Annotated in this window: 21 protein-coding genes; 19 read left to right on the forward strand and 2 right to left on the reverse strand. The window is 44.7% G+C overall.

The genetic code is table 11. The annotated features are described in order from the left end of the window. Positions 1-20: 20 nt before the first annotated feature. From H8705_RS01780 to H8705_RS01795, 4 genes are read left to right on the forward strand one after another with little or no spacing between them, the layout of a single operon-like run. A complete protein-coding gene (locus H8705_RS01780) occupies positions 21-782 on the forward strand; it encodes a hypothetical protein (RefSeq protein ID WP_262394138.1) in 762 nt (253 codons plus the stop codon). Positions 783-797: 15 nt separating this feature from the next. Beyond that, on the forward strand, positions 798-1,250 hold the full coding sequence (locus H8705_RS01785; RefSeq protein ID WP_262394139.1) for a YhcH/YjgK/YiaL family protein: 453 nt from the start codon (positions 798-800) through the stop codon (positions 1,248-1,250). A gap of 28 nt (positions 1,251-1,278) precedes the next feature. Continuing rightward, positions 1,279-2,196, forward strand: coding sequence for a ketopantoate reductase family protein (locus H8705_RS01790; RefSeq protein ID WP_262394140.1), 918 nt, complete (start codon positions 1,279-1,281; stop codon positions 2,194-2,196). Positions 2,197-2,211: 15 nt separating this feature from the next. Continuing rightward, on the forward strand, positions 2,212-2,898 hold the full coding sequence (locus H8705_RS01795) for a cyclase family protein (RefSeq protein WP_262394141.1): 687 nt from the start codon (positions 2,212-2,214) through the stop codon (positions 2,896-2,898). A 65-nt stretch (positions 2,899-2,963) separates the two neighbouring features. Here the strand turns inward: H8705_RS01795 and H8705_RS01800 are convergent, their stop codons facing one another. Next, entirely contained in the window at positions 2,964-3,929 is a 966-nt protein-coding gene (locus H8705_RS01800) for an RluA family pseudouridine synthase (protein WP_262394142.1), read from the reverse strand. 139 nt (positions 3,930-4,068) lie between these two features. Between H8705_RS01800 and pyrE the strand changes: the two genes are divergently transcribed. From pyrE to H8705_RS01835, 7 genes are all read left to right on the forward strand, one after another. Further along, positions 4,069-4,659, forward strand: coding sequence for an orotate phosphoribosyltransferase (gene pyrE / locus H8705_RS01805; protein ID WP_262394143.1), 591 nt, complete (start codon positions 4,069-4,071; stop codon positions 4,657-4,659). A gap of 14 nt (positions 4,660-4,673) precedes the next feature. Then, positions 4,674-5,354: a JAB domain-containing protein gene (locus H8705_RS01810; protein ID WP_262394144.1), complete on the forward strand. Its 681-nt coding sequence runs from the start codon at positions 4,674-4,676 to the stop codon at positions 5,352-5,354. Positions 5,355-5,450: 96 nt separating this feature from the next. Further along, positions 5,451-6,167, forward strand: coding sequence for a hypothetical protein (locus H8705_RS01815; protein ID WP_262394145.1), 717 nt, complete (start codon positions 5,451-5,453; stop codon positions 6,165-6,167). A 286-nt stretch (positions 6,168-6,453) separates the two neighbouring features. Further along, a complete protein-coding gene (gene uvrB, locus H8705_RS01820) occupies positions 6,454-8,424 on the forward strand; it encodes an excinuclease ABC subunit UvrB (RefSeq protein ID WP_262394146.1) in 1,971 nt (656 codons plus the stop codon). Positions 8,425-8,442: 18 nt separating this feature from the next. Next, positions 8,443-11,277 carry an excinuclease ABC subunit UvrA gene (gene uvrA / locus H8705_RS01825; RefSeq protein WP_262394147.1) on the forward strand — a complete coding sequence of 945 codons (2,835 nt, stop codon included), beginning with the start codon at positions 8,443-8,445 and terminating at the stop codon, positions 11,275-11,277. A gap of 84 nt (positions 11,278-11,361) precedes the next feature. Further along, positions 11,362-11,520 (forward strand): rubredoxin, encoded by a 159-nt coding sequence (locus H8705_RS01830; RefSeq protein ID WP_262394148.1) that lies wholly within the window; start codon positions 11,362-11,364, stop codon positions 11,518-11,520. Positions 11,521-11,594: 74 nt separating this feature from the next. Continuing rightward, positions 11,595-12,797 carry an FprA family A-type flavoprotein gene (locus H8705_RS01835; RefSeq protein ID WP_262394149.1) on the forward strand — a complete coding sequence of 401 codons (1,203 nt, stop codon included), beginning with the start codon at positions 11,595-11,597 and terminating at the stop codon, positions 12,795-12,797. Between the two features lie 63 nt (positions 12,798-12,860). Here the strand turns inward: H8705_RS01835 and H8705_RS01840 are convergent, their stop codons facing one another. Continuing rightward, positions 12,861-13,475 carry a GNAT family N-acetyltransferase gene (locus H8705_RS01840; RefSeq protein WP_262394150.1) on the reverse strand — a complete coding sequence of 205 codons (615 nt, stop codon included), beginning with the start codon at positions 13,473-13,475 and terminating at the stop codon, positions 12,861-12,863. Positions 13,476-13,617: 142 nt separating this feature from the next. On the opposite strand from H8705_RS01840, the gene miaB reads away from it, so the two are divergent. The 8 genes from miaB to H8705_RS01880 all read left to right on the forward strand — a co-directional run bounded on the left by miaB (position 13,618) and on the right by H8705_RS01880 (position 23,301). Then, the gene (gene miaB, locus H8705_RS01845; protein WP_262394151.1) at positions 13,618-15,036 is read left to right on the forward strand and encodes a tRNA (N6-isopentenyl adenosine(37)-C2)-methylthiotransferase MiaB; all 1,419 of its coding nucleotides are present in this window, start codon (positions 13,618-13,620) and stop codon (positions 15,034-15,036) included. A 40-nt stretch (positions 15,037-15,076) separates the two neighbouring features. Beyond that, complete coding sequence (locus H8705_RS01850) at positions 15,077-15,481, forward strand: YlbF family regulator (protein WP_262394152.1); 405 nt, start codon at positions 15,077-15,079, stop codon at positions 15,479-15,481. 56 nt (positions 15,482-15,537) lie between these two features. Beyond that, positions 15,538-18,141, forward strand: coding sequence for a DNA mismatch repair protein MutS (gene mutS, locus H8705_RS01855; protein WP_262394243.1), 2,604 nt, complete (start codon positions 15,538-15,540; stop codon positions 18,139-18,141). A 20-nt stretch (positions 18,142-18,161) separates the two neighbouring features. Continuing rightward, complete coding sequence (gene mutL, locus H8705_RS01860; protein ID WP_262394153.1) at positions 18,162-20,093, forward strand: DNA mismatch repair endonuclease MutL; 1,932 nt, start codon at positions 18,162-18,164, stop codon at positions 20,091-20,093. Next, a complete protein-coding gene (gene miaA, locus H8705_RS01865) occupies positions 20,093-21,037 on the forward strand; it encodes a tRNA (adenosine(37)-N6)-dimethylallyltransferase MiaA (protein WP_262394154.1) in 945 nt (314 codons plus the stop codon). Before mutL ends, miaA begins: the two co-directional genes overlap by 1 nt. Positions 21,038-21,105: 68 nt before the next feature. Next, positions 21,106-21,354, forward strand: a complete 249-nt coding sequence (gene hfq, locus H8705_RS01870; protein WP_262394155.1) for an RNA chaperone Hfq — start codon at positions 21,106-21,108, stop codon at positions 21,352-21,354. A gap of 23 nt (positions 21,355-21,377) precedes the next feature. Next, positions 21,378-22,601 (forward strand): HlyD family efflux transporter periplasmic adaptor subunit, encoded by a 1,224-nt coding sequence (locus H8705_RS01875; RefSeq protein ID WP_262394156.1) that lies wholly within the window; start codon positions 21,378-21,380, stop codon positions 22,599-22,601. Then, on the forward strand, positions 22,582-23,301 hold the full coding sequence (locus H8705_RS01880; RefSeq protein WP_262394157.1) for a YggS family pyridoxal phosphate-dependent enzyme: 720 nt from the start codon (positions 22,582-22,584) through the stop codon (positions 23,299-23,301). Before H8705_RS01875 ends, H8705_RS01880 begins: the two co-directional genes overlap by 20 nt. Positions 23,302-23,328 lie beyond the last annotated feature (27 nt).

The following is a 23,328-nucleotide window of genomic DNA, read 5'->3' on the forward strand; positions in this document are numbered from 1 at the left end:
CCGATGGGGGAGAAAATACCGTGGAGAATGATTTTTTAAAACGCTTTGCCCAGGGCTTTTCCAATAAACCACAGGATCAGCGTCCATCGGTAGAAATGGTAGCAATAAGCAAAATGCTCCAGGATCTCACTGAAGTTCCACAAGAAGCATTTGGCGCTTACGCTTTCTCCAGGGAACCCTTAAGAAGCAGAATACCTTTGGAAAAGCGCATGGAGCTTACTCGCAAGGCAATCGACTGCGGGCAGAGCTGCGCTAAAAAAATAAGAGAAAAATATGGGAATCTTTCTCCCAGAGGAATTGCAGGAAAATTGGGGCTGAAACTGAAGTTTCCTCAAAAACCGTTACATGGCGGACATGTAACCTTCGCTCAGTTTGTGGCGCCGGATGAGATTACCGTTTTTATGGACTGTGTGGATAAAGCGGAGGAATTGATTAGGGAAGAGGCCTTGGGAAGCATATTAAAAAAACTGGTGGTGGAAGAGGTACTGATTGCCCATGAGCTTTTTCACTATTTGGAGGAAGAGAATGAGAAAACGATCTTCACCCGAACAGAAAAATTAGAGCTTTGGAAGATTGGTAAACTGAAGAACACCTCCCGTATTGTGTGTCTTGGGGAAATTGCGGGGATGGCGTTTGCAAAGGAACTTGCCAAGCTGAGCTTTTCTCCCTATGTTTTGGATAGTTTTTTCGTATATCTATATGACAAGCAGGCGGGCTGTTATCTTTATCACGAGATGATGCGTCTTACCAAAGAATGGATGGGCTTAGAAACAAAAGAATAGGAGCTGAAATGAGATATGTACGGTACGAGAATCGAGCTTGCGAAAAAATATAATTATTTGGATGAAAAGTTTCAAACAGCATATGAATTTCTTTCCAGAAAAGATTTGGACCAATTAGAAATAGGGACCATTCCATTGTGTGAAGGAGTGTACGCTATGGTTCAGGAGTACCATAGCGTACCCGCGCACACCGCCCGTTTTGAAACCCATGACGATCATTTTGATGTACAATACGTACTCAGCGGTCAGGAATACTTTGGACTTGCCCGCCGGGAAGGTCTGGTTTCCGATGGAGAGAAGGATCAAGAAAACGACGTTGTTTTCTATAAAGAACCAACGATAAGCGGCGGGGTGGTTCTCCTGCCGGGAGATTTTATTGTGGTGGCCCCTGAGGACGCTCACAAACCCAGGTGCAGTGTGGGAGACGGTTGCGTTGTAAGAAAAATTGTAGTTAAAATAAAGCTGTAAAGCGAAATTCCTTTTCAGGAGGTATGACATGAAAATAGCGGTAATTGGCGCGGGTGCGATGGGGGAATTGTACGGCGGATATCTGTCCCAGCACAACCAGGTAGTACTGCTGGATACGGATAAGGCAAAGGTGGATAAAATTTGTACAGATGGGATATGTATTAAACAGGCAGGAGCGGAAAAGCTGTTCTTTCCCAAAGCATATATCACCTCCTGTGAAATAATGCCGGTGGATCTGATTATTCTTTTTGTCAAAGCAATGTTTTCCCGAGACGCTTTGGATAGCTGCAAAAATCTGATTGGGCCGGATACTTATGTAATGACCCTGCAAAATGGCTGTGGGCATGAAGAGGTTTTAAAGGAATTTGTAAAACAAGACCATATTATTATTGGTACAACACAGCACAACGCTTCTTTGCTCCAACCGGGTATGGTTCATCACGGGGGAACAGGAAAAACCTGCATCGGCCTTCTCACAGGGGATAAAAAAGCACTAAGGCCCATCGCGGAGAGTTTTACCGCCTGTGGATTTGAAACGGAAATCTCTGATAATATCCAGAAATTGATTTGGAGAAAGCTTTTTACCAATGTTTCGGTCAGTGTGCTGACTGGGGTGCTTCAGGTAAGAATGGGATTTTTACAGGACAGTGAGCATGGGTGGTTTCTGGTGCGCCGCCTGCTGGAAGAAGCGGTTGCGGTGGCTAACGGAGATGGCATGGGATTTGATCAGGACCTGATAATTGAGGAAGTAAAAACTCTCCTTACAAAGGCGCCCAACGGATATACTTCCATTTATGCCGACCTGCGGGACGGCCGTAAAACAGAAGTGGATACTATCAGCGGTTCTGTGGTGCGCGCGTCAAAGCGAAACGGTGTTCCTGCGCCAAGCCATGCGTTTATTGTAGAAATGGTTCATGCATTGGAGGACAAGGTAGAGATAAACTGAAGGAGGAATGGAAACATGAGTACATATCAGCTGGGGAAATTTAAAGTAGTGGATTTAACAAAGGCTCTTGACCCGCAAACGGAAACCAGACGCTGCGGACTGACAAGATTTAATACAGGAGGGCCAATTCCGGACTTTCATACGATTATGGATCTTACAAGTCATTTAGGCACCCATGTAGAATGTCCCTATCATCACAGAGATGAGTGGACGGATGTGCAGGGGATGCCCTTAGATAGTTTTATGGGCCGGGCGATTTATGTAACCATCGATCATCTGGCGCCAAACAGCCATATAATGCCTGAGGATCTGGAAAAGGCCTGTGCAGGCAGGATAAAAGACAGAGATATTGTCATTATAGACTCTCCTTATAAGCTGCCGCCGTTTACTGAAAAAACCAACACAAAAGAAGATAAACGTCTGTTTATCTGCCGGGAGGCGGCCGAATGGTTCAAGGCCAAAAATGTAAAGTGCGTAGGCTTTGGCGATGGGGTTTCTATTGAGAATAATTACGAGGATGTCTGCGCTTTCCATGACGTGCTGATGGAAGTGGATATTATATTTTTAGAAGTGCTTAAAAACCTGGAAGAGCTCTCAAGCGACGTGTTTTTTATGTCTTATGCTCCTCTGCCGATTAAAGGATTGGATTCCTGTCCCGTCCGCGCTTATGCCATCGAAGGGTTACAGGATTTTTCTGATTAGATAAGCTCTCTTTTTTTACCTACCCCCCAAAAAATGCCCGCACTAAAATTAGTGCGGGCGTTTTATTATTTAATTTTTCCATCAATAAAATCTTCCTGAAACCAAACCCTGGGTACTTGGAACGATCTGCCTTTGAGATAATTCAGATGCTCTGCATCAGTAGTAAAATCAAACGTAACCTTGTAAGAGTAAAGAGCCTGATATTTATATCCAGTCCCCTTATTGTCCCGATTAAAGCCATATTTGGTATCTCCTAAAAGGGGATGCCCGATAGAAGCGAGGTGGGCGCGGATTTGATGAGTCCGCCCAGTAAGCAAGTCCACCTCCAGCAAGGAAAAACGACCGTTGGACTGCAATACCCGATACCGGGTAAGGATGGTTTTGGAATTTTTATGCGGGGAAGTGTAAACAGAAACCATATTGGAATCGGAATCCTTGCTCAGATACCCCTTGAGGGTATCCTTTGCTTTAGGCATACTGCCGTGGACGATACACAGATATTGCTTTTTGATCTGGCGCTCTTTGATTTTCCCATTTAAAATCCGCAAAGAAGCTGCGTTTTTCGCAGCGATCACAATCCCTCCCGTATTCAAATCAATCCGATTGCAAAGGGCGGGAGCAAAACTATTTTCCAAAGAGGGATCATACTCGTTTTTTTCATAAAGATAATGGAGAATTCGATTGATCAAAGTATCGATTTGGCAATTATCATCCTCATGGACAATTAGGCCGGGCTTTTTATCCACCAAAAGGATATTTTCATCTTCATAAACGATGTTCAGGGAAAGCGGTGCAGATAAAAAGAGTTTTTTCTCCTGACCGGAGCCGAAGAACTCATCATTAATATACAGGCACAGCCGATCATTTTCCATAAGGCGGGTAGAGATTTCACAGCGCTTGCCGTTGAGTTTAATGCGCTTTAAGCGGATATATTTATATAATAACGCCTGGGGAAGCAAGGGAAGAGATTTTGTAAGAAATTTGTCTATCCGCTGGCCGGCGTCATTTTGATTAATAATCAATTCTTTCATAAAAAAACCTCATTGCATAGTGTGAAAATAGTATATCACAGATGATAGAAAAATGATATAATCTATTTGCAAATCGTACTGATTTTGCTATAATAAAAAGAAATGTAGTCGAAAATTTAAATAAAGAGAGGGAACATGGATGATTACGCGTGAACGGGTGGAGGAAATTTTAAAAGAAGCCGGGGTATTGTTAGAAGGGCACTTCCTTTTAACCTCCGGAAAACATTCCAATAAATATCTGCAGTGTGCGAAAATTTTCCGTTTTACGAAATACAGCGAGGAGCTTTGCGCGGCATTGGCACAGCAGTTTGCTGATGACAGGGTAGATGTGGTAATCGGTCCTGCGATGGGCGCGGTGCAGATGGCGTATGAAGTGAGCCGCAGCCTTGAATGTGAAAACTTTTTTGCGGAGAGAGAAGACGGTAAAATGACTCTGCGCCGCGGGTTTGCAGTGACTCCGGGGATGCGGTGTCTGCTGGTGGAAGATGTTGTAACTACCGGCGGTTCGGTCAAAGAAGTTGCGCAGCTTGTAAAGGATGCAGGGGGAGTCGTTGTGGGGATTGGCTCTATAGTCGACCGCAGCAATGGCAAGGTTGATTTTGGCGTTCCTTTCCGTTCGGTATATCCGGTAGATGTGGCGGCCTGGGAAGAGAAGGATTGTCCGTTGTGTAAAGAGGGGAAGATTCCTTTAGTAAAACCAGGCAGCAGAAAACTACCGGGAACAAAATAATATGGGGTGAGCTTATGGGGGTCCATGATGGCCACAGGCAACGACTGAAGGAAAGATTTCTTAAGGATGGATTAGACGGCTTCGAACCTCATAACGTATTGGAACTTTTGCTGTTTTTTGCCGTACCTCAGCGGGACACCAATGAAATCGCACATCAGCTGATCAATCATTTTGGTTCCTTATCGGGCGTATTTGACGCTAGTTATGAGGATTTGATGAAAGTCAAATGGATGGGAAACAACTGCGCTACCTTAATAAAGCTGATACCGGAAATCTCAAGGTATTATATGGATCTGCAGAATCAAAACGGAGTGGTACTTCAGTCCTTTGATGAAATGGGACAGTTTGTACTTCCTAAATTTATAGGAAAAACCAAAGAGCAGGTGCTGCTGGTTTGTCTGGATAACAAAGGAAAAGTGATCTATAACGATTTTATTATTGAAGGGACAATCAATGCTGCTCCGATTTATGTAAGAAATATTATCGAAGTTGCTATTCGGTGCAGTGCCGCTGCGGTGGTGCTTGCCCATAATCACCCCAACGGATTGGCGCTGCCTTCCAATGCCGACCTTACAGCTACCAAATCGGTATATGATGCGCTCAATGCGGTAAAAATCAATTTAATAGACCATATTATTGTGGCAGGCACGGACTATGTGTCCCTTAGAAATTCAGGCTTTTTCTCCTGGGGATGACTACATTCAGAGAAGAAGGCTTTCCTTGAAGGAGTGGCGTGATGGATGAGAACAGGCGCTATAGGAAGAATTTCTGTTTGTTTTGGGAGAAAGAAAATGAAGAAAAGTTGTTTCACTGTATTTTTACTTATTTTTGTACTTATACTAACATCTTGTGGAAACGGTATGCTGCCAGAGGCGGAGGAAATGGAACACGGTGAAACAAGTGCAGATACCTTTTCACAAATAGAGAAAGACGGCTCGTTTATTACAAACACAATTTTGTTTCCCGCGTACAAACTTGATAATCCACAAGGTTTAGAGTATTATGATCAGCTCAACAGCACGGCCAGTTTTAAGGTAACGGTGGATTTTCCAAAAAACTGGACAATCAAAGAGTCCAAACAAGAAGAAACCGTTCCTATCGGAGAATTATATACACCAGTGTATATTTATGAAGAGGAAGAGCTGGTCGGGTATATTGGGTTTGATATCTTTGAGCCCTATACAGAAGAGATAGAGCAGGAGCAATATTATCAAACCGTTTATCCGAAACTGAGACTGTCTTCGATCGCTATCTGGGACCCGTATACCGCGATAAAGACAACGGATACCTCGGAAACTGGTTTGGTAGAGATAGAGTATATGGACCCGGATGAGATTGATCAGCATCCCGGCGCCATGCCCTCTGTGCCGACGTTTAAAACGTTGGGGATTCTTTCTTATGATACAAAGTTAAAAGTTTATATTGGTATAGCATTTATGCCCGATACTATTGAGCGGGAACAGGTTGAGGCGATTGCGAAAACTGTAAGCCTGTCCCAGGCCGAATAAACGGCGCTCATTTTGGGCGGCGCCTCCGATTGCTTTTACAAACATTTCAGAAAAATATTTGTGAGCTTCATAAAAATGTCCGGCGATAAAATTTTCATTTTATCGCCGGAATTTTACGTGATAAACTTTCTATGAATACTTGACGAAGAGGACAAAAGAGTAGTATAATAGAACGAGTTTAGAACATTTGTTCTTATTGTATTAAAAAGCAAAATCTTGACAATATAAACAAAAGTGATAACATGATTTTAGATATAACGCTAACACAAGAGAAGGAGGTGGAGTTATGCCGGATAAGTTTGAATTGGTATCGGATTATCGCCCCACGGGAGATCAGCCGGAGGCGATCAATAAGCTGGTAGACGGTGTGCTGAAGGGGGATAAAGAACAGGTATTATTAGGTGTTACTGGTTCGGGGAAAACCTTCACTATGGCCAACGTTATTGAAAAGCTCAACCGCCCAACTTTGGTTTTAGCTCATAATAAAACCCTGGCGGCACAGCTGTGCAGCGAATTTCGCAGTTTTTTTCCCAATAACGCCGTAGAATATTTTGTCAGTTATTATGATTATTATCAGCCGGAGGCGTACATTGCCCACACGGATACGTATATAGAAAAAGATTCAGCGATCAACGATGAGATTGAGCGGCTGCGGCACTCTGCCACTTCCTCTTTGGCGGAACGCCGGGATGTCATCATTGTATCAAGCGTCTCGTGCATCTATACTTTGGGAGACCCGATTGACTACAAAAATATGGTGATTTCTCTGCGGGTAGGGATGAAAAAAGAACGGGATGAGTTCCTGCAAAAACTGGTGGAATTGCAGTACGAACGCAATGATATTAACTTTGTGCGAAACAAATTTCGCGTAAGAGGGGATGTAGTGGAAATATTCCCCGCATATAATAACGACACTGCTATTCGAGTGGAATTTTTTGGGGATGAAATTGATCGGATTTCTGAGATTAATACCCTCACGGGAGAAGTAAAAAACTCGGTAACTCACGCCGCTATCTATCCTGCCTCCCATTATATTGTACCGCCGGATAAGATGGTGACAGCACTGGAGGAAATTCGCAGTGAATGTGATGAACGGGTAAAATTTTTCAAGGAAAATGGAAAGCTGATAGAGGCGCAGAGAATTTCTGAGCGGACAAATTATGACATTGAAATGCTTACGGAAATCGGGTTCTGTAAAGGAATTGAAAACTACTCCAGGGTCATTTCCGGCCGGCCGGCCGGAAGTACCCCTTATACCTTGATGGACTATTTCCCAAAAGATTTTCTTATGTTTATTGATGAATCCCATGTAACCTTGCCTCAGGTGCGGGGGATGTACGGGGGGGATCACGCAAGAAAAAAGAATTTGATCGATTATGGATTTCGTCTTCCCTCGGCATATGATAACCGACCGCTGAATTTCGATGAGTTTTATGAAAAAATTAATCAAGTGGTATTTGTCAGCGCCACACCGGGAGGATTTGAGCGGGAAAAAAGCACTCAAATTGTAGAACAGGTTATCCGTCCTACCGGCCTTGTGGATCCGGAGATAGAAGTGCGTCCCATTGAGGGACAGATCGATGATTTGATCTCTGAAATCAACCAGCGCAGTGAAAAAGGCGAACGAGTGCTTATCACTACTCTGACCAAAAAGATGGCGGAAGATTTAACCGACTATATGGAAAATATAGGGATCAAAATTCGTTATATGCACCATGATATTGACACCATGGAACGAATGGAGATTATTCGCGATTTGCGTTTAGGAGAGTTTGACGTTCTGGTGGGTATCAACCTGCTCCGTGAGGGACTGGATATTCCTGAGGTTTCCTTGGTGGCGATTTTAGACGCTGATAAGGAAGGGTTTTTACGAAGTGAAACTTCTTTGGTGCAGACGGTGGGACGCGCCGCCAGAAACGCCCAGGGAAAGGTTATTATGTATGCGGATCAGGTAACGCCTTCTATGGAGGCGGCGATAAAAGAAACCTACCGCCGCCGGGAAATACAGTTGACATACAATCAGGAACATGGAATTGTACCCCAGACCATCAAAAAAGATGTGCGTGAGATTTTGGAGATTTCCGCCAAGGAAGATGGAGAGGGAAAACGGCGGCGCGGCAAAAAGCTGTCCAAAAAAGAACGGGAAGAACTTATTTCCCAATTGACAAAGGAAATGAAAAACGCGGCGAAACTGCTTGAATTTGAACATGCGGCTTATCTGAGGGATAAAATATCAAAATTAAAAGAAGAAAAATAAAATAGAGGAAACGATGGTATGGCTTTAGACAAAATAGTGATTAAAGGCGCCCGTGAGCACAATTTAAAGAATATCGACCTGGAAATTCCACGTGACAAGCTGATTGTCTTTACAGGTCTTTCCGGCTCCGGGAAAAGCTCCCTTGCTTTTGACACAATCTACGCAGATGGGCAGAGGCGATATGTGGAGAGCTTATCCAGTTATGCCCGGCAGTTTTTAGGGCAGATGGAGAAACCGGATGTGGACAGCATTGAAGGCCTTTCTCCGGCAATTTCCATTGATCAGAAAACCACCTCGAAAAATCCCCGTTCTACTGTAGGGACAGTAACGGAGATTTACGATTATCTGCGTCTTCTGTACGCCAGGATAGGGGTTCCCCATTGTCCTATCTGCGGCCGGGAGATCAAGCAGCAGACGGTGGATCAAATGGTGGATCGGGTGATGGAGCTGACTCCAGGGACGAAAATTCAAATTTTAGCTCCTGTTGTCCGCGGAAGAAAAGGATTGCATATCAAAGAGCTGGACGCAGCAAGACGATCCGGTTATGTTCGTGCGCGGGTAGATGGAAATGTGTATGATCTTTCGGAAGAGATTACTTTGGATAAAAACAAGAAACATACGATAGAGATTATTATAGACCGCCTAGTAGTCAAGGAGGATATCCGTTCCAGACTTGCGGATTCTCTGGAAACTGCCCTGGGACTTTCCGGCGGTCTGGTACTGATAAACTGTGGAGAAGAGCTGGAAGAACTGCTGGAAGAACTGCTGTTTTCCCAGAATTATTCCTGCCCGGAACATGATATCAGCATCGAAGAACTCACCCCTCGTATGTTTTCCTTCAACGCGCCTTACGGCGCTTGTGAAAAATGTACTGGGTTAGGAACTTTTTTGAAAGTGGATCCGGATTTAGTAATTCCCAATAAGCGTCTGACCATCCGAGAAGGCGCTATTCGGGCCAGCGGCTGGTATTATGCGGAGGGCGGAATCGCACAGATGTATTATGAAGGTCTGGCCGCTCATTATCATTTTTCCTTGGATGCACCGATAAAAGATCTTCCGCAGAAGGTTGTGGATATTCTGTTGTACGGCAGCAAGGGAGAAAAATTTCAGATGCACCGGGAAAACGGAACCACAAAAGGGACGTATTATACGGATTTTGAGGGAATTATCAACAATTTGGAACGGCGGTTTCGGGAAACCAACAGCAGTTGGATGCGGGATGAGATAACCACCTGGATGAACAGTGTGGAATGTCCGGTCTGCCATGGAGAACGGCTGAATAATATAGTGCTCGCCGTAACGGTAGGCGGGATTAATATCAGCGACTTTTGTAAGAAATCAGTGGTAGGGGCGCTGGATTTTATCGATAGCCTTCAGCTTTCTCAGCGGGATGAGATGATTGCCCATCAAGTGCTGAAAGAGATTAAGGAACGATTGGGCTTCTTAAAAAGTGTAGGTTTGGGTTATTTGACGCTGGCGCGTTCTGCAGGAACTCTCTCTGGAGGAGAAAGTCAGCGTATCCGGCTGGCAACGCAGATTGGTTCCTCTCTTATGGGAGTTCTGTACATTTTAGACGAACCCAGCATCGGACTCCATCAGCGGGACAATGACAAATTGATCGCTACCCTGAAACGATTGCGGGATCTGGGAAATACGTTGATTGTGGTGGAGCATGACGAGGATACCATGCGCAGTGCGGATTACATTGTAGACGTAGGACCGGGAGCCGGTATTCACGGAGGACAAGTGGTATGCGCAGGGACGCTGGAGGATATTATCAGCTGCAAAGAGTCCATCACTGGCCAGTACCTTTGCGGCGAAAAAAAGATTGAGGTTCCGAAGACGCGCCGGAAGGGAAACGGTAAATTTTTAAGAATTGAAGGCGCGCAGGAAAATAATCTGAAAAATGTGGATGTGGAAATTCCTTTGGGGACATTTACTGTAGTAACAGGGGTTTCCGGCTCTGGAAAAAGCTCTTTAATCAATGAGGTGCTGTATAAACGCTTGACTCATGAACTTACCAACTCTCGAATAAAACCGGGGAAACATAAGGATATTATAGGAATTGAACTGGTGGATAAGGTAATTGATATTGATCAGTCTCCTATTGGAAGAACCCCTCGCTCTAATCCGGCGACCTATACCGGTGTATTTACCGATATTCGGGAAGTGTTTGCCCAGACCAACGACGCGAAAATGCGTGGATATAAATCCGGGCGCTTTTCCTTTAATGTGAAGGGCGGAAGGTGCGAAGCTTGTGAAGGCGACGGCATTATTAAAATCGAGATGCATTTTTTGCCGGATATTTTTGTTCCCTGTGAAGTTTGTAAAGGAAAAAGGTATAACCGGGAAACTTTGGAGGTAAAATATAAAGGCAAATCTATCCATGACGTGCTGGAGATGACGGTGGAGGAAGCGCTGGGCTTCTTTGAGAATCTTCCAAAAATCAAGCGTAAAATCCAAACTCTCTTTGATGTGGGGCTGGGGTATGTAAAACTTGGTCAGCCGGCAACCACCCTCTCCGGCGGGGAAGCGCAGAGGGTAAAATTGGCTACGGAGCTGTCCAAACGTCCCACTGGCAAAACAGTTTATATTTTGGACGAGCCTACTACCGGGCTTCATACCGCGGATGTGCACCGTCTGATCGACGTGCTTCAGACAATTGTTAACGGCGGAGATACGGTAATTACGATTGAACATAATCTGGAAGTGATCAAGACTGCCGATTATATTGTCGATCTTGGACCGGAAGGCGGCGACGAGGGCGGGAATATTGTTGCCTGTGGGACGCCGGAAGAAATTTGCAAGGTAAAAGGTTCCTATACAGGAAAATATTTGAAAAAAATGCTGTAATTTTTTAGAAAAGGGTCTTTACAGTAATATACTAATGTGGTATATTTCAATTAAAAGATAAATTTATGATAAAGGAGTATTATTATGGCTGAATATGTATGTACTGTATGTGGGTTTGTTTATAACGAAGAAGAGGGGTACCCAGAAGCTGGAATTGCTCCTGGAACCAAATGGGAAGATGTTCCCGAGGATTTTGTCTGTCCTTTGTGCGGTGTAGGCAAAGATATGTTTGAACAGGCGTAATTGATTTATGTGACCGTTTGATTTTCTCAAATGGTCACATGTTTTTAGACAGTAAAATAGGAGGAAGTTATACGATGTCTTCAGTAAAAATCACCAACGACTTATATTCTGTGAGTATTTTTAACCCTAATATGAGGGTATTTGATATTGTAATGGTAACCGATTATGGCACTTCCTATAATTCTTATCTGCTGAAAGGATCGGAAAAAACTGCGTTAATTGAGTGTTGTCATAAATCGTTTTTGGAACAATATTTAAATAATATTAAACAGGTCGCAGAACTCTCTGAAATTGATTACATTATTTTAAACCACAACGAACCGGACCATTCCGGCTGCTTGGCTCAGCTTGTGGAATATTGTCCTAACGCGACTATAGTCGCTTCCCAGGCGGGGGCGCTTTATCTGAAGAATATTACCAATAAGCCGGATCTAAAAATCCAAGTAGCGAAAAACGGAGATGAAATTTCTTTAGGAAATAAAACTTTAAAGTTTATCAGCGCTCCCTTTTTACATTGGCCGGACAGCATGTTTACTTGGGTAGCAGAGGAAAAAGCGCTTTTCAGCTGCGATTTTTTAGGGGCGCACTACTGTGAGCCGTATACTTTTGATTATAATATGGCTTATCCTGAAAAATATGAGATTGCGTTTAAAGGATATTATGACGCTATTTTTGGGCCGTTTAAGCCGTATGTGCTGGCAGGCTTGGAAAAAATTAAGGATCTGCCCATTGAGCTGCTCTGCACCAGTCACGGCCCGATTATCACCAAAAACGGCCGCCTGGAGTATGTGCGCAAAATGTATGAAACTTGGAGCCAGCCGGCCAAAAATGAAAAACTTACAGTTCCTATTTTTTATACCTCCGCTTACGGAAATACCCGTAAACTTGCCGAAGCAATTAAAACCGGCATTTTAGAGGAGAAATCCGACGCGGTATGTGATCTGTATGATATTATCGATCATGACCTGGGCGCCCAGGCACAGCTGCTTAACAGCAGCGACGCTTTTGCTTTAGGAAGTCCCACCATCAACCGGGATGCGGTTCCGCCGGCGTGGATGCTGCTCAGTCATGTGGACGCGGTAAACAATCAGAAAAAACCGGTGCTGGTATTCGGTTCTTATGGTTGGAGCGGGGAAGGGGTTCCCAACCTAATCGCTCGGCTGCAGGGACTGAAAATGAACGTATTTGGCGAGGGGCTGAAGGTAACCTTTGTGCCTTCGGAAGAGGACTTGAAAAAAGCCAAGGAACTGGGAAAAGAATTTGCCAGAACACTATAAGAACTGGCAGCCCAAATTTCGGTTTGTCTGATGCGGTTATAAGAAAAAACAACCGGCGGCTTTTCAGCCGCCGGTTTCGTTTTTATCTTCTACAAAATGTACCGAAGAGATATCCCAATACTTTGGATATGTCCAATTTGAAGGCATATGAAAATTTCGCTGGTACAGACGGAAGGTTACCAGGGTATTTTTGGGCTGCCACAGCTCTTGATAAGAATACCGGTAGGTCATGCCGATATTTTCCATCACCCGACCGCTTCTTGGGTTGTGTACGTCGTGGGTGGCTGTAAGATAGGGGATGCCGGAGCTAGCAAGTAGCTGGACTACGGCTGTACACGCTTCGGTGGCTATTCCTTTGTGCCAACACTCCTTTTTTAAGGCATAACCCAAATCGTAACTGTCATCCTGACTGATGTTTACGTAGCCGACGGGGACATCGTCGGTTTTTAGACAGACAGCGTATCGGTAGCCAATCGGTTTTTCATAGAAGGCGAGATAGTGTTCCTGTAAATAATCTTGCGCCAGGTTTAGGGTTTCCAAAGGAAATAAGGGAAGAAACCGATTGACTTCTTTATCGCTTAAAAGGGAAAAAAGCGCCTCTGCGTCCCGAGGTGAAAACCGGCGTAAAATTAAGCGCGGGGTTTCAAGCCTGGGAGTATTTTCCGCTTTTTGTTGCATACTTTTATCCCTCTCATCCTCGTTTGTTTGCCCTTATCTTACCATAAGAAACACCTTTGTTCAAGGCGCTGCAACTATTGAAAAAAAGAGGGAAAAATGGTATAATTATTTGATATATGGCATAATTAAAGGAGGCTTGGTTTTGTCACAGACAAAATGGGAAATAATCTCAGAAGATATTCTGGAAACGCAGCAAAAATATGCGGAGAAAACCAGAGAACTTTTGATAAAACGATATCCCCGTCCCTTATTGGCATATGTTCATTCTTTCGGTTGTCAGCAGAATGTCAGCGATGGAGAAAAAATTATGGGGATGCTTTATGAAATGGGGTATGGATTTACTGATACTGTTGAGAATGCGGATTTAGTAATTTATAATACCTGCGCAGTCCGGGAAAACGCCCATTTTCGGGTGTTTGGACATGTAGGAGCGTTAAAACCGATAAAAGAGCAGCGCCCGGACATGATCATTGGACTGTGCGGCTGCATGATGCAGCAGTCCGCAGTGGCAGATAAGATTAAAAAGAGCTATCCCTATGTAGATATTGTATTTGGCACCCATGCAATGCACACCCTGCCGCAGCTTCTATATCAGCGGCTCACTGGTTCCAAGAGGATGTTTTCTATTGAGAATAGCGACGGAAGTATTGTGGAAGGACTGCCGGTAAAACGTATTGGTTCGGTTAAGGCCAGTCTGCCCATTATGTACGGCTGCGATAATTTTTGCACCTATTGCGTGGTACCCTATGTGCGGGGACGGGAAAGAAGCCGGAAACCCCAGGACATTTTGTGTGAAGTAAAAAAGCTTGTCGCTGAGGGGTACCGAGAAATTACCCTTCTTGGGCAAAATGTCAACTCTTATGGCAAGGGATTGGAAGAAGAGATCGATTTTTCTGATCTGCTTTCCCAGATTAACGCTGTGGAAGGAGATTTTCAGATTCGTTTTATGACTAGCCATCCCAAGGATTGCACCAAAAAACTGATCGACACTATTGCCGCCTGCCAAAAAGTGTGCAATCATATCCATCTTCCGGTACAAAGCGGAAACAACCGGGTATTAAAGGAGATGAACCGTAAATATACGGTGGAAGATTATCTGGCTTTGATTGATTACGCCAGAAAAACAATTCCGGGAATTACTTTTTCCAGCGATATTATTGTGGGATTTCCTGGGGAAACCTACGAAGAATTTTTAGATACCTTAGCTCTGATAAAAAAGGTGCGTTATACCGCGCTGTTTACCTTTATTTATTCGCCTAGGGAAGGCACAAAAGCCGCCAAGATGGAAGACCCTGTGCCGGAAGAGGAAAAATCCAAATGGCTTCGGCAATTATTAACGGAGCAGTCAAACATCCGACAGGAGATGCAAGAAGCGCTGATCGGAAAAAAACTGCGAGTATTGGCGGAAGGAAAAGGCAAATCTGGAGATGGATATCTCACGGGAAGAAATGTGTCGGGAGACATTGTTGAATTTTCAGGAGAGGAAAACCTGATTGGCAGTTTTGTCGATGTGCAAGTAGAAAAAGCATTAAACTGGGCCGTATTTGGAAAGCTAGTTTGATGTGAAAATAAATTGATTGAAAGTTAAAGGAGTTAGAAATATGGATGTAATTTTAGCGGCGAGACAGTTGGGAAAGGCTATTCAGCAGGATGAAAGGTATCTTTTGCTTCGGGCCAGAGAACAGCAGAATGACAACGATCAGCAGCTTCAGAAATTGATTGGAGATTTCAATTTAAAAAGAATTGATCTGAACAACGAGCTTAATAAAGAGCAAAAAGATCAGGAAGCGATTAATCGTTTAAATGATGAGATCAAAGAGATTTATGGCCAGGTTATGAGCAATGAGAATATGGCTAACTATAATCAGGTGAAAAATGAAATTGACAGTCTGATGAACTTTATCATGCAGATTTTACGGGGAAGTGTCAACGGAGAGGACCCGGACTTGATTGAAGAGCAGGCTAACTGTACAGGAAGCTGTTCTTCCTGCGGCGGCTGCCACTAATATTCACGCGGACAATGACAGAAATTACCGGGAGGGACACGCCAATGGAAATAAATATGCAGAACTTATCTCCCATGATGCAGCAGTATTTTGCGGTAAAGGAGAAACATCCGGGTCATATCGTATTTTTTCGTCTCGGTGATTTCTATGAGATGTTTTTTGACGACGCTATTGTAGCGTCCAAAGAACTGGAGCTGACCTTAACCGGCCGGGACTGCGGCCAGCAGGAACGGGCGCCTATGTGCGGCGTGCCGTATCACAGCTGCGACGCCTATATTGCCCGGCTGATTAAGAAAGGCTTTAAGGTCGCTATCTGCGAACAAGTAGAAAATCCAAAAGAAGCCAAAGGTATGGTGAAACGGGAGGTAATACGTGTCATCACGCCGGGGACTTTGATTGAAAGCAATATGTTAAGCGACGACACCAACAACTATATTGCCTGTGTTTTTTCCGGAGAAGAGGGGTATGCACTGGCTTGCGCGGATATTTCTACGGGACAGTTGTTTGTTTCCCAGTTTGAAAAGGATGGGGAAAACGAGCTGGTGAATGAATTGGGACGATATAGTCCCAGTGAAATTATTTTTAACGGGGGACTTCTGGAGAAGAAAACAGTAACCGGGTTTATTAAAGATAAACTGGGCTGTATCGCTGATTTATTGGACGACGATAAGTTCCAGGCGGCGGCCTCCAGAGAGTTAATAACCAGGCATTTTTCCAAGGCGCCGGAGGAATTGGGCCTGGAAGGGCGGGAACTTTCGGTGCAGGTGCTGGGGGCGCTGCTGGCTTATCTGTATGAAACCCAGCAAAAAGGGCTGGAAAGAATTACCGCTATTGGGTATGTCAATCCAGAACAATATATGACTTTGGATATTACTGCCCGGCGCAATCTGGAAATTGTCCAGACGATGCGCACCGGCGAGAAAAAAGGCACCCTTTTGTGGGTGCTGGATAAAACGAAAACCGCCATGGGAAAGCGGCTTTTGAGAAGCTTTCTGGACAAGCCTCTTTTAAATCCGGCGATGATCAATAAACGTCTCAACGCGGTAGAGGAGCTATACTCGGACACCCTGCTGCGCTGCGATGTGACAGAGCAGCTTTCCGGTGTATTTGATCTGGAAAGGCTGATGACAAGGATTATTTACGGAAATGCTTCCCCCAGGGAATTTCGTTCCCTGCAGTATACGGCGACGGCGCTTCCCGGGCTGAAAAGCCGTTTGAGCGGGTGTCAGTCAGCTTATTTGTGCGAGGTGTGCCAGGGGATTGATCCTTTGGAGGACATCAGCCGGTTAATTGATAGCGCTATTGTGGAAGAGCCCCCGGCGCTTTTAAAGGATGGCAGTGTGATCAAAGACGGCTATGATGCCCAATTAGATGAACTGCGGGGCTTGGTACATAACACAAAACAGATCTTAGTAGATATCGAAACCTTGGAAAAAGAAAAAACAGGTATCAAAAACTTGAAAATCGGTTATAACCGGGTGTTTGGCTATTATATTGAGGTGACCAAATCCTATTTGGATTTGGTGCCGCAAACCTATATCAGAAAGCAGACGTTAGCCAACTGCGAGCGGTATATTACTCAGGAGCTTAAAGAGCTGGAAGAAAAAATCCTTACTGCAGGAGAAAAGATTTTAATCTTAGAAAACAGCCTTTTTGAACAGGTGCGTGCTCAGATTGCCGCTAACCTGAACCGGATACAAACCACTGCCGCGGCGATTGCGCGGCTGGATGTATACGCATCCTTTGCTGCTGTGGCGGCAAACAACAATTACTGCCGGCCTCAGGTGGATTTCTCCAGCGATATTATTATTAAAGAGGGACGGCATCCAGTAGTGGAGCTGCTCATGAACGGGGCGCCTTTTGTGGCCAATGATACTGTCCTCAATAATTCTGACAAGCAAATTGCCATTATTACCGGGCCGAATATGGCGGGAAAATCCACCTATATGCGGCAGACAGCCCTTATTGTGCTCATGGCGCAGATCGGAAGTTTTGTACCGGCGGTTAGCGCTGATATTGGCGTGGTGGACGGAATTTATACTCGAGTAGGAGCCTCGGACGATTTGGCGTCCGGTCAATCTACTTTTATGGTGGAGATGACCGAAGTGGCCCATCTTTTAAGGGAAGCGACCTCCCGAAGCCTGCTTATTCTTGACGAAATTGGCAGGGGAACTTCGACATTTGACGGCATGAGCATCGCTCGGGCTGTGATAGAATATATTGCGGACAAGCATAAAGTGGGAGCGAAGACTTTGTTTGCTACCCATTACCACGAATTGACCGAGTTGGAGCAGCAGCTTTCTTCGGTGAAAAACTATAACATCGCCTGCAAAAAGCGGGGGGATGATATTATCTTTTTGCGCCGAATTATACCGGGCGGAGCGGACGATAGTTACGGTATTGAGGTATCTAAACTGGCAGGGGTGCCGGATTGGATTATTAAGCGGGCGCACCAGGTACTGGAGCAGCTGGAAGATGGAAAAACGGTAGATCCTGTAAAGAAAAAAGGAAAGCCCCAGGAAGTATCTTCTCAGATATCTTTTGAAACGGTCCTGCCATCAGAAGTGGAGGAAGCGCTGCGCCAAATCGATGTAAATACCTTAACTCCGATTGAGGCGCTCAACAGATTATACGAATTGAAAAAACTGCTGAAAGAATAGTTTGTTTTGGAGGTGGAAGCATGGGAAAAATTAATGTTTTGGAAAAACAGGTAGCGGAGCTGATCGCCGCTGGCGAAGTGGTGGAACGCCCGGCTTCCATCGTAAAGGAATTAGTGGAAAACTCCATAGACGCCGGGGCAAAAAATATTACGGTAGAAATAAAAGGCGGCGGGGTGCAGTATATCCGTGTAACTGACAATGGAAGCGGTATTGAGCGGGAAGATGTTGCCAATGCCTTTCTGCGTCATGCCACCAGTAAAGTGCGTGTAGAGGAAGATTTGGGGAACATCCGTACGATGGGCTTTCGCGGGGAAGCGCTGGCTTCAATTGCTGCTATGTGCCGGGTGGACCTGCTGACCAGGACACAGGCGGATGTGACAGGCACCCTCTACCGTATTGATGGAGAAGAAACCTATCTGGATGACGCTGGGTGCCCGGTAGGAACCACCATAACCGTAAGGGATGTGTTCTATAATACGCCTGCCAGAATGAAGTTTTTGAAAAAAGACGTCTCTGAAGGAAACAGCGTAGCCGCAGCGATTGAAAAAGCGGCGCTTGCTTATCCGCAGGTGGCTTTTAAGTTTCTCCGGGACGGTATGGTAAAGCTGCAGACTCCGGGAGATGGAAAATTGTTATCTGCTGTGCGGTGTGTACTTGGCAAGGAGTTTGCGGATAACGCTATCCATGTTTCCTATATGGAAGGGATCAATAGGGTAGATGGACTGATCTGCAAGCCGTCTATCGCTCGTTCCTCCCGTTCTATGCAGAATTTCTTTATTAACTGCCGGTACGTCCGTTCCAAAACATGTATGGCGGCGCTGGAAGAATCCTACCGGAACAGCATTATGGTGGGCCGGTTTCCCTCCTGTGTTCTGAACGTTACTATTCCGCCTTATGCAGTGGACGTAAATGTTCATCCGGCAAAAATTGAAGTGCGTTTCGCAGATGAAAGAAGTATCTTCAATTTAATTTATTATGGATGTAAAACCGCTTTGGGGACACAGGACATTCAGCCCCAGATAAAAGCGGATGAATTGAAATACAACCCTTTCGTCGCAGAGCAGGGGAAGACTGCTCCCGAACAGCAGCGGCTGAGCGCGGTGGAGTACCGCAGGGCAGTATCCCAGTTGGCGGCGCCCACAGGAAAGACCAGTTCTCCTCCGCTGAAAGCCAGGGAGGGAATATCCACGCCTTCAGAAGAGGTCGCCGTACAGGTGAAAAGTCCGGGGATTTCCGGCGGGTACGCGGACATCCCGGTTTATCGCCCTATGATGCCAGTCCTTGAACGGGAGATCGAAAAAGAAGCTGTGACTTCCCCTATAGAGCTTCGCTGCCAGCGGGAAGATATTCCGCCGCAGAAGGCGTATGCACAAAACATGTATGAAAACGCCCGGCTGGTAGGGGAATTATTTGGTACTTATATTGTTTTGGAACATGAGGACGAAATGATCCTGGTGGACAAGCACGCCGCCCATGAACGGATTCTCTTTAACCAGTTGAAAAAAAGCGGCATTGAAGGGGATCGGCAGCTTTTAATAACGCCGATTTCGGTTCAGCTTTCTGCGCAGGAGCATGCGGCGGTTCTCTCCAATGATAAACTGCTTCATGAGGCGGGGTTGACAGTGGAGGACTTCGGAGGGAATACGGTGGTTGTCCGGGAAGTGGCTCCCGTGCTTATAGGCACGGATATAAAAGATATTGTAGTGGAATTTGCCGGAAAGCTGGCAGGAGGAAATACCCAGCTGTTTTCAAAAGAGCTGGAGGAGATGTATCATACCATAGCCTGCCGGGCGGCGGTAAAAGCCCATGATAAAACCCCGGCCCCTCATTTGGAAGAACTGATCCGCCTGTTAGAAGAAGGGGAAGATTTAAAACATTGTCCCCATGGACGACCGATATCCATCCGAATGAGCCGGCATGAGATTGAAAAAAAGTTTGGTAGGTTGGGCTGATGACAGAAAATATTCCATTGATTGTAATCGTTGGGCCTACGGCCTGTGGAAAAACCGCGCTCGCAGTAGAACTTGCTAAGCGGTTGGATGGGGAAGTAGTTTCCGGGGATTCCATGCAGATTTACCAGAAGATGGATATTGCTACGGCGAAACCGACATTTCAGGAGATGGAGGGGATACCACATCACCTGCTCGATTTTGTCGCGCCGGATGATACTTCTTTTTCAGTGGCGGATTATGTGCCATTGGCGCATAATTGTATTGAAGAGATCGCGCAAAGAGGAAAGACGCCTATTTTGGCTGGGGGAACAGGGATGTATATCAGCTCTGTGGTGGAAAATATTACCTTTGCTGAAATTGAAAGCAGCCCTGAGGTGCGCAGCAAGCTGACTGCTCTTTGCCAAAGGAAAGGGTCCCAGTACTTATACGAGCAATTAAAGGAAATTGATCCTCAGCTTGCAGAAAAACTGCACCCGAATAATGAAGGACGGGTAATTCGCGCTTTGGAAGTTTATGAGCTTACAGGAGTGCCAATGAGTGAGCATCAGCGCCGTTCCCGATTGGTTCCGGGGCGGTATCAGGTTTGTATGATTGGACTGAATTTCCGAGATCGGCAAAAGCTGTACGAAAGAATTAACCACCGGGTAGATTTAATGATAGAGGCAGGATTATTGGAGGAAGCGCGGGAAATCAGACGAATTTATTGTGGGACTGCCTGTCAGGCCATTGGATATAAGGAGCTGGAGCCGTACTTTTTAGGAAACGAGAGCCTGCAGACCTGCATTGAAAACTTAAAGCGGGCCACTCGGCGGTATGCCAAGAGACAGCTTACCTGGTTTCGGCGGGAGAAAAATATTCACTGGCTTTATGTGGATGATTATGAACTCCCACAAGATATTGTAAACCAGGCGCAAAAGATAGTACACAGTGAGAATATTTTATGATATAATTATAAGATAGGCCGAGATGATTTTGCTTTATTCATTTTGTCTTATGACTAAGGGAGGAAATTATGAAACAGCTTAATTTACAGGATGTTTTTCTAAATCAGGCAAGAAGAGAGAAAATTACGGTAACGATTTATCTGACCAACGGCTTTCAGTTTAAAGGGATTGTACGAGGATTTGATTCTTTCACAGTGATCTTGGATTGTGAAGGAAGACAGAATTTGGTGTACAAACATGCTATTTCTACGATTACTCCGTCAAAGTCAATCAGTATCTTGGATTCTGTTGATGCAGAAAAGGATGGCGTGGAATAATCTTTTAACCGGAGAAGTTGAATATGAAAACTACAGTTACACAGAGGGTTGTATTGGGAATACTTTCATTTTTTTTACTGGTATATGCGGCGGTCCAGGTGTACCGGTTTGTAAAAGGCCAGTATAAAACCGAAACAGTGTACTCTTATACGGTCTCTGAAAACCTTCGGGTAAACGGCGTAGCGATACGGGAAGAAGAGGTTTTGGAAGATACTATCGACGATGGAATAGCCACCTATTTAAACAGCAATGGTACCAAAGTTTCTAAAGGAACGCCTATCGCTGAAATTTATGACAACCGACAGGATGCGGAAAATGTCCGCAAACTGCGGGAGTTGGAAAATAAAAGAGAGATGCTGGAAAAAGCGCAGGATCCGGGAACCACTTCCTTTGCTCATACGGATGTGCTTAACAGGCAGATTTATAGCGAACTTGGAAATGTAATTGATCTGGTAAACTCTCAAGTGCTTACTGATTTGAAGGATTCCTCGGATCAGTTATTGGTACTGATGAACACTAAGCAGATCGCTACAGGAAAACAGACGGATTTTAATGACGCAATTGAGCATCTTTCCACAGAGGAAGAATATTTAAAAAATATGATTAAAGATCCCCCCAGGACCATCGACGCCCCCAAAGCGGGTTATTTTGTGAGCGCAATTGATGGGTTGGAAGATGCCTTTGACATTGACGCTCTTTCCGAGCTGACAGCGGACAAGCTAAGCGAATTTATCAATTCTCCACAGGAAGTGGACAGCAATAAAATAGGAAAGCTTATGACCTACCAGTACTGGTATTATGCGGCGGTTGTTCCTCAAGAAGATATAACCAATTTTAAACTGGGTGCCAGCGTGACTTTGGACTTTAATATTGTGGGAGCAGAGCCGGTGCCAGCGGTCATTTCTTATATCAATACAGATCCGGAACTTGGTAATGTAGTGATCTTTAAATGCGATTATATCAATGATGTTTATATCAATCTGCGGGTTACGCAGGCGGATGTAAACTTTAAAAATGTCACAGGGCTGAGGGTGAGCAGTTCAGCGATCCGTTTTATGGGAGCCCAGAAAGGCGTATATACGGTGCTTGGAAACAAGCTTGTATTTCGTCCGGTAACGGTGATCCATGAGGATCAAGGGTTTGTGCTCTGCAGGGAAAATGATACGGAGTACAGTGTACCGCTGGAGCAGTTTGATGAAGTTGTAATAGAAGGGACCGGGCTTTATAATGACAAACAGCTTAAATGAGTTGTCAATTTCTGAGACTATAAGAAATATTACAGATAGTATAGAGAATCAGTGTCTCCGTTATCACAGAAAGCGGGAAGACGTCCGCTTGATGGCGGTGACCAAAACCGTGGAACCCGCAAGGGTAAACCAGGCAATTGCGGCGGGAATTACCCTGCTTGGAGAAAATAAAGCACAAGAACTCTGTTCAAAATTTGACAGCTACAATAAAAATGGGGTAGATATTCATTTTATTGGGCATCTGCAATCCAATAAGGCCCGTCAGGTCATCGACAAGGTAAGCATGATTGAATCTTTAGAAAGTATGTCCTTGGCAAAAGAACTCCAGAAATTATGTACCCTCCGGGATTGCACTATAGATTGTTTAATTGAAGTGAATATTGGTGAAGAAGACACAAAATCCGGGGTTGCGCCTGAGAAATTGGAAGAATTTTGTTATTCTTTGGCGCCCTTTGACCGGATAAAAGTACAGGGTTTAATGTCAATTCCTCCCATTTCTTCAGAAGAGGCCCAAAAAGAGCGGTATTTTTCCAATTTGTATAAACTATTTATTGACATTAGGGATAAAAAAATAGATAATATTAATATGAATTTTTTGTCGATGGGGATGTCCGACGATTACCTGTTGGCAATTAAACATGGTTCCAATATTGTAAGAATTGGAAGCGCGATTTTTGGAAGAAGAAATTATTCTAAATAAAGAGATTTATCAAGAATTTTGAGAGGT

It is taken from the genome of Youxingia wuxianensis (assembly GCF_014385085.1).
In the GTDB taxonomy this organism is placed as follows: domain Bacteria; phylum Bacillota; class Clostridia; order Oscillospirales; family Ruminococcaceae; genus Youxingia; species Youxingia wuxianensis.